Raw genomic sequence first — 12,330 nt, 5'->3', positions numbered from 1 at the left:
CTATCTATTATTTAATAGACCATATCACATCATTTTGCGTATCCGATCCGTTAAACTGACGTTGCAAAGCCTCCTTTAAATGACTTTCGTTTGTGCTATATTCGTTTTTCGGATAGGCCCAACGTTTAGGAATCTGGTTGTTGTTGGCGTTTGCCGGACCTACATTGAACTCCGGGATACCGGTACGTCGTTGCTCAAAAAAGGCCTGTTTGCCCGAATTCTCAAAAAAAGCGACATATTTCTGGATAAGGATCTGTTTCAAACCTTCCGGATTATTCCCTTTGTAAGGATAAGCCCTTAAAAAGGCTTCAATCTTCTCTGGGGAAATACCATAGGACTGCATGGACTGTGTTATACCCGATTCAAATCTGGATTTTGCATCCGCATTGCTCCAGCCGCGGTTGATCCCTTCGGCAAGCGCAAACTGTACTTCAGCCGCTCCAAGTTGAATGGAGGGTAAACCCGAAGGCGAGGCGAGCCAATAATCAAAATTGATCATGGATAGCAGACCTTCAGTAGCCTGTTTCAAAAGTGTACTTTGTAAATCACCTGTTTTACCGCCTTGATAAGCTTCGAAAGGTTTGGCGGGATCAAATGGCAAAGCAGTCGCGGGTAATGCCTGAACGAGCAATCGTGGATCTCGGGTTGCCTTTAGAATGTCCAGATAAGTTGCCCCCAGGGTGTTCCGCACATCTTTTTTGATAATCACTCCGTCAGTAGGCCAGAGCGGATAGGTATTGATCGAATTGTATTGCAGTTGAAAATTGTCCCGATTGTCAAGAATCAGCGGGAATTTTGACGGATTGGCCAACATCTCCGCAAATCGCTCTTTAATACGTAGTGCTGGACTGTCATCGGCGCGTTTACTAAGGCTTAACAGGATACGCAACTTCAGGGAGTTGACCAATTTCTGCCATTGTTCCGTTTTTCCGTTGTAAAAGAAATCACCCTCCAGTAGGGTGCCTTTCGCTTTGAAATCAGCCAGTTCGCTATTGGCCTCTTCCAGCCAGGAGAGCACCTGTAGATAGACTTCCTGCTGCGTATTGTACCGCGGGGCAAAGTTGTTGTTGGTCTCCCCCTGGAGGGCATCTGCCATTGGGATATCACCGAACATTTCGGTTGTCCGCGTAAAAAAATAGGCTTTGAAGAACTTGGCCAGCGTGAGGTAAACAGCTCCTAATTCGGGTGTTTTCGCCGCTTCGATTTCCATCCGATAGACATCCCGCAGCACGCCATAAGGTGTATCAAAGGAGCCTGTAGTCCAGCTGTAGGGTTGTCCGGTATAATAGGCCTCATTTTGGGTCATGAACTGATTGTACCGATGGTCTTCGCTCCAGGGAGCGTCATGAGCACGCATCAATATTCCGGTAAATAGCAGCTTCGGAGCTGGATCATACACGGCAGCGGGATCCTTTTGCAAGTCCTCGATTTTTTTACAGGAGCTCAGTGTACCCCCCAAGACAAATAAAAGTAAGATTGATTTAAAGCATTTCATAGTGGAAAATATCTTGATGTGTTAAAGCCTTTAAAAAGTTGCATTAATATTCAGACCAAAGCTTTTTACCGATGGCGTTTGGTAATCCGAACTGGCTGCGGTAAATTGATCCAGATCCATGTTTTGCGTCCCTTTACCGGTAAAGTATAGCAGATTCCGGCCAACGATAGAGACGCTTGCGCTGCGTAAAAAACCAGTGTTTTTCAGTAAACTGACCGGAAGGTTGTAGCTGAGGACAATTTCCCGCAATTTGACAAATGTCCTGTCTTTTGCACTGATCGGTCCGGATTGGTAGTAATTGGTGGCCCAGTTTTGCCATAAAACGGGGATGTCATTGCTTGCAAACTCCCGTGTGTCGGAGATTATTTTACCATCTTGATCAGTGCTCAATTGGCCTTTGACAATCTTTAATCCCTCGGTCATTATCGAGCCCTTGTAATCTTTGCTGTCTCTGTTTTGCCAGTCTTTTAGGCGATAGACGCTGGCCGATTCAGGGTGCGTGCCAGATCCCCATTGTTTGGCATCCTGTACGTTTTTGATCAACCCGCCAAAGCGGCCGTCGACAAGAAAACTCAGGTTGAAATCACGGTAGCGGAAGCTGTTGCTGATGCTGGCCGTGAACTTATTGTCACTGTATCCGATCTTGCTGACATAGGGATTGTAGGCCGGCAGACCGTTGGTCCCCACGATTAAATTTCCTTTTTCATCACGTTGAAAATCATTTACATAGAAGCCGTCCCAGCGTTCTCCGATGCGAACATTGCCGGAGCGGGTCTGCTGGCCATCTATAGCATGCAGCCAAGCATGGTTGGTCGATGCATTGACTACTACATTCCAGCTGAACTGCTCACGTTGGATTGCCGTGGCGTCTATACTCAATTCAATTCCTTTTCGCAGCAGAGTCAACCCGTTGGTTTGTCTTGCCTTGACGCCCGAAGTGACAGAAGTAGCCAGTTCGATAATTCGGGGACCTTCCAGGTTTCGGAATACGGCGACATCCAGGCCGAGACGGTTATTAAAAAGACGGGTTTCTAAGCCGATCTCCGCTGTCTTTACACGTTCTGCTACGAGATCCGGATTGGGTAATACATCTGTATAGGTAACGCCAGTCATGGAGTTTGCCCAGCGACCGTAATTGGTATAGGCTGGCAGCAGCTTGTAAATATCGTATTGTGCTGTTTCATTAACGAAATCACTGGCAACATTGGCATAGGCACCACGTACTTTAAGCGAAGAGATCACTTGTGGTAGAGCAACAATCTGTGATATGACCGCACTTAAGGATGCAGATGGATAAAAATAGGTGTTATTTTTTACTGGCATGGTCGACGATTTATCAAATCGGCCGGTTAGGTTTAAGAACAGCATATTTTTGTAGTCAAGATCCACAAAGCCATACGCGCTACCGACCTGACGGAGCGCACGGTCGTTGGTCGATACAGTTGGCATGACCGAATTGCTCAGATCATAAACACCAGGGACAGTCAACCCTCGATCCGTACGGGCAAACAAGGATTTTGCGCTAACAGTTCGTAAGTTTCCAAATAGGGAACCGCTGAAGCCTAGGTCTTCTGAAATACGATTTTGATATTTTAAAGAGATCTCGGTGTTATTTTCCCAGAAAGTATCGTAAGTTTCCTGATAACCGCCGACACGGCTCCCGCCAATATTGTAGTTGTATAAATTGGCAGATATTGGAATTTTGATGGTTCGGTTCCTGTTCCAGGTGCTCGCGCTGCTGCGCGCATTTAAAGAAAGATGGCTGTTCCATTTGTAATTTGCCGAAACATAACCGTAAATATCATCTTTATCATAGGTACGCAGGTTTTCATAAGCTGTCATCCATGGGTTGTCATATATCGTGTATTCGCGATTATACTGTTGTACATTTTCTTTCCCCGGTTGCCAATAGTTTCTCAGATCATTGATGTTATAATCTGCACCGCCCCATAAGGTTAGGATATAAATGGGACTGTTTGGTCCATAAGCGATATTGGGATAGTTTGGCGAATACTGCTTATTGTAATTGATGCTTGCGTCTATCCTCAATTTGCTTCCGGCATTAATACCACCTGTTAAATTGATATTTGTGCCCCCTAGTTTTGTATTGGGTGTTGTGCCGCGTTGAAATAGCTGCGAAGCCGAAAGGCGAATATCCCCACGCTCCGTTTTACTTGAGATAGCGATATTGTTGGTGCTTAACAATCCATTTTGAAGAAATTCCTTTAAATTATCTTTCCCACGGGCTTCCCAGGGAAGCGGTACCAAAGATCCGGTTTTGGGGTCTATAGGACTATTATACTGAGGGATAAGCTGGCCTTCGAATCGGGGTCCCCAGATATTATAGTCGTTATCGTTTATTCCGCCACCGCGTCCATCTTTGAATGCATATTGAAAATTTGAACCGGGACCATACTCCGTCTGAATCTTAGGGATCGCATTGTAGCCGGTTTGGAGTTGGGTGCTCGAGTTAAACTCTACTTGGAAACCCTTATCCTCAGTCTTGGCTCGCTTGGTTGTAATGACAATAGCACCATTTTGTCCACGATTTCCGTATAGTGCTGCAGCATTTGCTCCTTTCAATACAGAATAAGATTCAATATCATCGGGACTCAGGTTCCAGGAATCTGTATTGATCGGCATACCGTCTACGACAATAAGAATATTGCTTCTCCCACGCAAAGTGATACCGGGATCTCCGAATAGATTTGTGCTCGGGGTAATTGTCAGGCCCGATACACGGCCCGCAAGACTGGATATTGCATTTGGTTCGCGGGCCTTGACCAGATCTTTGCCTTTAATCTCCTGTACGGAATAACCGATGGACTGTTTTTCTTTCTTTATACCCAGGGCAGTGACCACTACTTCATTGAGTGATTGTTGATTAGGCGATAAGGAAATCAATAGCGGGCCCTGATTGGAGATAATAAAATTTTTAGGAAGGTAACCCATAAAGCCTATGCGCAGGGTATCTCCGATCTGCGCCTGGATGGAGAATTTTCCTGTTGGGTCTGATGAAACTAATTTACCCCAATGGGAATTTCGAATGGTTGCTCCGTGAATAGCTTCCTGGCTCAGGGAATCAATCAGCTTTCCCTCAAATATGGGGGATTGGGCAACAACCTTAGCAGATAACGTCGTTAAGATGCACGTGAGTACTGCAATTTTTGATAGATGTAATGAAGGTCGATTAAACATGATCATTTTTATACTTATGTCTGAAAACGTAAGCAATATTAAACTTTGTATATTAATACTAAACCAATGAAATGTTAAGTTTTTGGTATTAAGATTTTTTTTATTGCTGCAATACTTTGTTAATCATGTTATTGTGGGTGGGGTGGCTGTTTTTTGGGAGGCTTTTTGAAGAAATCAGCGGGTTTTCATTTTGATGGTCCACAAAAAAGGAAAAGCCTCCAATTTTTATTGAAGGCTTTTCATTATCAGCTTTGTTTGTTGTTTTTGGGCCAACTAAACAGAATGTAGTGGCTATTATTTTTTCTTTTCCCTGACTTCAGCAGCCCGATAGGTATCTCCATCTGTCGAATAGATTTTGAATTGCGCTTCATAACCTTCAGGAATATAAATAACAATAGGCATTCGACCATTGTAACGTACCGTTTCAGGTTGGGCACTTACAAAAAGATTTCTCTTGGCTTTATCCGGGCAGGCCATCATGGTACTTGCTACATTCCCGTTGGTTTTGAATACATAGTAATCATAACCCCAGCCCTGAAGATCTATCTTCTCAAGGGAACCGGCTAAGTTAAAATTGTTGCAACCGTCCACTTCCATCCATTTACCTACAGCGAATTCGATTTTTTTATTCTTATCGTTGTCCGAATGTGGAACTTCGATCACCATTTTTTTGTATCCCTTTTCTGCCGCTGGAAAAATACTTAAGTCTATTTTATCAATTACCATTTGTGCTTTACTTACTGTTGTGGATGCTGCGAAGACGAACAGCATCATGACCATTACTTTAAATAGATTTTTTCTCATAACCATTTTTTATTTTATTATTAAAACGCAATTTCTATTGGTATTGCTACATTGTTATCAAAACTATATTTTTAAGACTAGCAAAAATTAAGAAGGATTAATTGTTAATTGATATATATTCAAAATAATTGTTTGAAACATCAGGTGGCAATGTGAAAAAGTGTCATTAGACAAGACCTGCTCAATGTCGGATATACAGTGGTTATTTTGTAACAAAATTATGGGATTTTCCTAGAGTATTTGTTGCAATGCTGTTATTTACAGTATATTACCTTTTCAAATATGACCTAAATATACGCATGAGCAAGGAAAATCATTTTGATGCCATAGTGATCGGTTCGGGCATCTCCGGTGGATGGGCCGCCAAAGAATTTTGCGAGAAAGGATTAAAAACCCTTGTTTTGGAACGGGGTAAAGATGCCAAACATATTCAGGATTACCCGACAGCATATACGGACCCTTGGGAGTTTAAGTATGGGGGGCAGGTGGATCTGCAGACCAGAAATGAGAATCCCATTGCTTCAAAATGTTATGTCTACCGCGAAGATGCCAAACACTTTTTTTTGCCCGATGCTGTACAGCCATATATCCAGGAAAAGCCATTTGACTGGATTCGGGCCGATCAGGTTGGGGGCAAATCGCTTCTTTGGGCCCGTCAGACCCAGCGATGGTCGCAGTACGATTTCGAAGGCCCGGCAAGGGATGGTTTTGCCGTGGATTGGCCTATTCGTTATGACGATATTGCGCCATGGTATTCCTACGTTGAGCACTTTGCTGGCATTTCGGGTAATAAGGATGGAATTGAGGCCATGCCAGATGGAGATTTTCTTCCGGCATGGGAGATGAATGTTGTCGAAAAAACGATACAACAACGTATTCAGTCGCAGTACAAAGATCGCCCGGTGATCCAGGGGCGCTGTGCTCACTTGACCCAGCCCCGGCAGATCCATATTGATCAGGGGCGTAGCCAGTGTCAGGCACGTAGCTTGTGTCATCGTGGATGTCCTTTTGGTGGATATTTCAGCTCCAATGCATCCACTTTACCCTGGGCGGCGAAAACAGGAAAGCTGACCGTTCGTCCGCAGGCAATTGTCGAATCTATACTTTATGACGATCGTTTACAAAAAGCAGTCGGTGTCCGGATTGTGGATACCCTGACTAAGACAAGTCAGGAATTTTTTGCGAAAGTCATCTTTCTGAATGCCTCAGCACTGGCAACAAATTTGATTCTGTTGAATTCCACTTCCGCCCGCTTTCCAAATGGCCTTGGGAATGATAGTGGGCTATTGGGAAAATACGTGGCCTTTCATAATTATTTGGGGACAATAAGCGGTACAATGGAGGGCTACGAAGATAAATATTACTATGGGCGTAGGCCCACCCAACCGATTATTCCCAATTTTAGAAATGTACATCGACAGGAAACCGATTTTTTACGGGGCTATGCATCATTCTTTGGAGCTTACCGTTCAAGAGGCGGGAGTTTTGATGGCCAGTCTGTTGGCGGAGCATACAAAGATAGTTTATCTGAGCTGGGAGGCTGGGGAGTCACCATGATGATGCAGGGGGAGACGATTCCACAGGAAAGCAATCATGTGCGTTTGAGTCCTGATAAGAAAGATCCTTATGGCATCCCACAATTGATTACTGCCGTTGGTTACGGGGAGAATGATTACAAATCCCGCGACGACTTCTTTCAGCAGGGGCAGGAGATGCTCGAGGTAGCAGGGGTCAAGAATCTCAACGTCAGTGACAGCGGGCAAAATCCGGGGCTGGATATCCACGAAATGGGCGGGGTGCGCATGGGATTGGATCCAAAAACGTCCTTATTGAATAGGTGGAACCAGCTACACTTGGTAAAAAATGTATTTGTTACCGATGGCGCCTGTATGACCTCAACCGGAACACAAAATCCATCGCTGACCTATATGGCATTAACGGCGAGAGCCGTCGATTATGCCGTTGGTGAAATGAAAAAAGGTAACCTTTAACGCACAGTACGATACGATGATCACTACGATGTTTTTTCGCGCGAGCTTTTAATTCATTGGGACTATAATCAGCTAAGATTGCGTAACTTTGTGGGAGATAAGGATTATTATGAGTCAAAAAGTGGAGCATACTCCAAAAGAATATATTCAGATAAAAGGGGCCAGGGTCAATAATCTAAAGAATATTGATGTTGATATCCCCAAAAATAAATTAGTTGTCATTACCGGAATGTCGGGCTCGGGAAAATCCTCCCTCGCTTTCGACACCCTCTATGCTGAGGGGCAGCGGCGCTATGTGGAGAGTCTTTCTTCCTATGCACGGCAGTTTATGGGCCGGATGAACAAACCCGAGGTGGATTACATCAAAGGTATTGCCCCAGCAATTGCCATTGAGCAGCGTGTTATTACCAGTAATCCCCGGTCTACAGTAGGGACTTCTACCGAAATATATGACTACCTGAAATTACTCTATGCAAGGATCGGTAAAACGATTTCTCCTGTCTCGGGCAGGGAGGTGACCAAAGACAGTGTGAGTTCGGTGGTAGATTTTGCCCTGAAATTGGACGCGGGCGAATCCGTGACACTGTTGGCTCCCTTGGTACCTTCCCATGGACGAAAACTCAAGGAAGAGTTGTCCCTTTTGCTGCAAAAGGGATTTGTCCGTGTCGTCTATCAGGATAAAATGCAAAAAATCGAAAGCATTATTGACGATAAGGGCATGGCCAACGAAACCATTCAGGATGGCGAGGTATTGATCGTCGTGGACCGGATACGTATTGAACAGGATGATGATACCATGAATCGATTATCCGATTCCATTCAAACGGGATTTTTTGAGGGTAAAGGGGAGCTATATATCGAAGAAAACGGTAAAAGACACCATTTCTCACATAAGTTTGAACTCGATGGAATTACCTTCGAAGAACCCAGTCCCAACTTCTTCAGTTTCAATAATCCCTATGGTGCCTGTCGTCGATGCGAAGGCTACGGCAAGATCATTGGTATAGATCCGGATCTTGTTATTCCGGACAAAAGCCGCTCTGTCTATGATGGTGCTATTGCACCTTGGCGCGGGGAGAAAATGGGCGAATGGTTACAAGTGTTGGTAAAAAACTCTCTAAAGTTTGATTTTCCGATACACCGTGCTTATTCCGATCTGACAGCAGCGCAAAAGGAACTTCTGTGGACAGGAAATAGCTATTTTACTGGACTTAACAAGTTCTTTGAAGAACTCGAAGAGCAGACCTATAAAATTCAATATCGGGTGATGTTATCCCGTTACCGTGGCAAGACGGACTGTCCGGATTGTCGAGGAACGAGGTTGCGCAAAGATGCGACTTATGTCAAAGTAGGGGGTAAATCCATCACCGATATCGTATTGATGCCGCTTGAAGAGGCCCTGTCATTTTTCACGGATTTATCGTTGACAGGAAATGAAAAGGTGATCGCCAAACGTTTATTGGCCGAAATTAATAACCGCCTACAATTTTTATGTGATGTTGGTTTAAGTTATCTTACCCTAAACCGCCTGTCGAATACACTATCCGGCGGAGAATCGCAACGGATCAATTTGGCAACTTCACTTGGAAGTTCCCTGGTCGGCTCTATTTACGTGTTGGATGAACCCAGTATTGGATTGCATCCGCGTGATACACAGCGCCTGATTTCAGTACTGAAATCCCTGCGTGATGTAGGCAATACGGTTGTGGTGGTGGAGCATGAGCAGGAAATGATGGAAGCCGCAGATTACCTGATTGATATCGGCCCCGAAGCCGGGATCAATGGCGGGGAAATGGTATTTGCAGGAACATATGGCGAGATCTTAAAGGACAGCAAGAGTTTGACCGGGCAATACCTGAGTGGCAAAAGCCAGATTGAAGTGCCCAAGAAAAGACGTAAGTGGTCCCATAGCATTACCGTGAAGGGCGCGCATGAGAATAACCTTCAAGGGATCGATGTACAGTTCCCTTTAAATACATTTACCGTTGTATCTGGGGTATCGGGCTCTGGAAAGACCTCCCTGGTAAAACGGATTCTTTATCCGGCATTGCAGAAGTCAATTGGTAATTATTCCGGTGAACAAACGGGCGTATATGATTCCATCGAAGGTGATATAGCACAGGTGGAGCAGATCGAAATGGTGGACCAGAATCCAATCGGTCGTTCTTCGCGGTCCAATCCCGTGACCTATGTGAAAGCCTGGGACGAAATCCGGGCCTTGTATGCCAATCAGGCTGCTTCCAAAGCTGCTGGATTGAAACCTGCAGCATTTTCTTTTAATGTAGAGGGTGGCCGTTGTGATGTCTGTCAGGGTGAAGGAGAAGTGAAAATCGAAATGCAATTTATGGCCGATATTGTACTGCCCTGTGAGGCCTGTGGCGGAAAACGTTTCAAACAGTTTGTCCTTGATGTGCAGTATAAAGGTAAATCCGTAGCGGATATACTTGAGCTGAGCGTGGATGAAGCCATTGTATTCTTTGGCGATCAGCCTAAAATATTGGCTAAGTTACAGCCCCTACAGGACGTAGGTCTGGGCTATGTGAAGCTCGGGCAGTCTTCCAGTACACTTTCTGGCGGAGAGGCACAGCGGATTAAACTTGCTTCTTTCCTGATCAAAGGCAATAACAGCAAGAAAACCTTATTTATTTTTGACGAACCGACTACAGGTTTACATTTTCAGGATATCAAAAAGCTCTTAAAATCATTTGATGCGCTGATCGCCCTTGGGAATAGTATTTTGGTCATCGAACATAATATGGACATGATCAAGTCGGCCGATTGGGTGATTGATATTGGGCCTGAAGGAGGTAATAAAGGCGGTAAGTTGGTCTTTGCAGGACTTCCAGAAGATCTGGTACATTGTAAAGATTCTTATACAGGACAATTTTTAAAGGCACATTTAAAAGATTAAGTCCTACATTAGCATGCGTTATTAATGCGATATGCCCGTACTTTGGATAGCAACTAAAATTAAAGAGCAAGGAATGAAAGATCATGTTAGTAAACCAAAGGTTTGCCAAAACTAAAATCTAAATACTCAATACTAAATACTCAATACTATTATGATTAAAAGATTTTTTTTAAGTGTCGTATTTGGAATAGCCGCACTTTCCGCCATGGCACAACAACCGGAAAGACCTAAATTGGTCGTCGGGTTGATGGTGGATCAGATGCGTTGGGATTATCTATACCGTTTTGCGGATCGATATGGAAATGATGGTTTCAAGCGACTTTTGAAAGAAGGCTTCTCCTGTGAGAATACCCTGATCAATTATATTCCGACCTATACAGCTATCGGGCACAGTTCGGTATATACCGGTTCTGTCCCGTCGATTCACGGTATTGCAGGGAATGATTGGATCGAAGAACTTACCGGCAAGAATATGTATTGTACCCAGGATGATAATGTTGTCGGCGTGGGTACAACAGAAAAGGAAGGACAACAATCCCCTCGGAATTTGCTGGCTTCTACCGTAACAGACCAATTGAAACTTGCTTCTAATTTCAAATCTAAAGTCATTGGTATCGCTATTAAGGACAGAGGCGGTATATTACCTGCCGGTCATTTTGCGGATGCTGCTTATTGGTTTGAAGCGAAGTCCGGAAATTGGATTACCTCAAATTTCTATATGGATCAATTGCCAAAATGGGTAGTTGACTTCAATAAGAAAAAATTAGCTGAAAAGTACCTTAAGGCAGACTGGAAGCCGATGTACGATGTAAGCACCTATGCGGCTAACAGTATTGCGGATGATAATAGCTATGAAGGGAAGTATCCCGGTGAAGATAAACCGACCTTGCCGCGTGCGACATCTAAGCTGATGAAAGATGAAGGACTTGAATTGATCAAGACAACCCCTATGGGCAACCAGTTTACCCTGGATCTGGCAATGGAAGCCATCAAAAATGAGCAGATGGGAAACAATCCGACTAAAAATACCGATTTCCTTTGTGTTAGTCTTTCCGCCACTGATTATGTGGGACACCGCTACTCATTGACCGCAGTTGAAATTGAAGATATTTATCTGCAATTGGATAAACAGCTGGCAAATTTCTTTACCTATCTGGATAACGCAGTTGGTAAAGGCAACTATACTTTCTTCCTGACAGCTGACCATGGTGCTTCTTACAATTCCCGATTCTTTATGGACATGAAAGGAAATGGGGGCTATTTTTATTCCCGTCAGATTATTTCTGAGCTTAATAAAAAGTTGAAGGAGAAATTTGGACAGGAAAAAATTGTCAAGAGCATGATGAATTACCAGGTACATTTGAATAATCAACTAATTGATTCCCTTCAATTGGATCGCGATAAAATCAAAGAGACAATTATCCGCGAATTGCGCCACACCGAAGGTGTTGCCTATGTTGCAGATATGGAAAAGAGCGAAGGTCTGATGATTCCACAGCCTGTCCGTGAAAAAATGATCAATGGTTACAATTACAAACGAAGCGGTGCAATTCAGATCGTTTGTGAACCGCAGTGGTATGATGGTACCCCACGTTCTACAGGTACGACCCACGGTACCTGGTCGGGTTATGACTCCCATATTCCATTGGTATTTATGGGCTGGGGTATTAAACCCGGCGTATCCAATACCGAGGTACACATTGTTGATATCGCACCTACAATTTCATCGCTATTGCATATTACCGAGCCAAATGGCAGTATCGGTAAACCCATTACCGCAGTACTGGGCCAATAGCAATTAGGTTTTAAATCATATTCGCCCTTAGCACAAGGATATCCCGGCGATAAATTGTGCTAAGGGCTCTTCTTTTACAGGGCAGGTTTATGTGTTTTATTCTATTGAATAAAAAACGTAAATTTGCAATTCAACA

Annotated in this window: 6 protein-coding genes; 3 read left to right on the top strand and 3 right to left on the bottom strand. The window is 44.0% G+C overall.

Features of this window, described 5'->3' with window-relative positions; translation table 11 throughout:
- Window positions 1–7 precede the first annotated feature (7 nt).
- From ACK8HY_RS14405 to ACK8HY_RS14395, 3 genes are all read right to left on the bottom strand, one after another.
- A complete protein-coding gene (locus ACK8HY_RS14405; RefSeq protein WP_416134062.1) occupies window positions 8–1,495 on the bottom strand; it encodes a SusD/RagB family nutrient-binding outer membrane lipoprotein in 1,488 nt (495 codons plus the stop codon).
- A 30-nt stretch (window positions 1,496–1,525) separates the two neighbouring features.
- Entirely contained in the window at window positions 1,526–4,693 is a 3,168-nt protein-coding gene (locus ACK8HY_RS14400) for a SusC/RagA family TonB-linked outer membrane protein (protein WP_416134061.1), read from the bottom strand.
- Window positions 4,694–4,987: 294 nt separating this feature from the next.
- Entirely contained in the window at window positions 4,988–5,497 is a 510-nt protein-coding gene (locus ACK8HY_RS14395) for an ecotin (protein ID WP_416134060.1), read from the bottom strand.
- A 299-nt stretch (window positions 5,498–5,796) separates the two neighbouring features.
- On the opposite strand from ACK8HY_RS14395, the gene ACK8HY_RS14390 reads away from it, so the two are divergent.
- The 3 genes from ACK8HY_RS14390 to pafA all read left to right on the top strand — a co-directional run bounded on the left by ACK8HY_RS14390 (window position 5,797) and on the right by pafA (window position 12,194).
- A complete protein-coding gene (locus ACK8HY_RS14390) occupies window positions 5,797–7,488 on the top strand; it encodes a GMC oxidoreductase (RefSeq protein ID WP_416134059.1) in 1,692 nt (563 codons plus the stop codon).
- A 109-nt stretch (window positions 7,489–7,597) separates the two neighbouring features.
- Entirely contained in the window at window positions 7,598–10,399 is a 2,802-nt protein-coding gene (gene uvrA, locus ACK8HY_RS14385) for an excinuclease ABC subunit UvrA (RefSeq protein ID WP_077436752.1), read from the top strand.
- Window positions 10,400–10,550: 151 nt separating this feature from the next.
- The gene (pafA, locus tag ACK8HY_RS14380; protein ID WP_416134058.1) at window positions 10,551–12,194 is read left to right on the top strand and encodes an alkaline phosphatase PafA; all 1,644 of its coding nucleotides are present in this window, start codon (window positions 10,551–10,553) and stop codon (window positions 12,192–12,194) included.
- The last annotated feature ends 136 nt before the right edge of the window (window positions 12,195–12,330 follow it).

Source organism: Sphingobacterium sp. NGMCC 1.201703, from assembly GCF_047784615.1.
Lineage (GTDB): Bacteria > Bacteroidota > Bacteroidia > Sphingobacteriales > Sphingobacteriaceae > Sphingobacterium.
The sequence above is the reverse complement of the archived record's forward strand: the minus strand, read 5'-3'. Positions and strand labels throughout refer to the sequence as shown.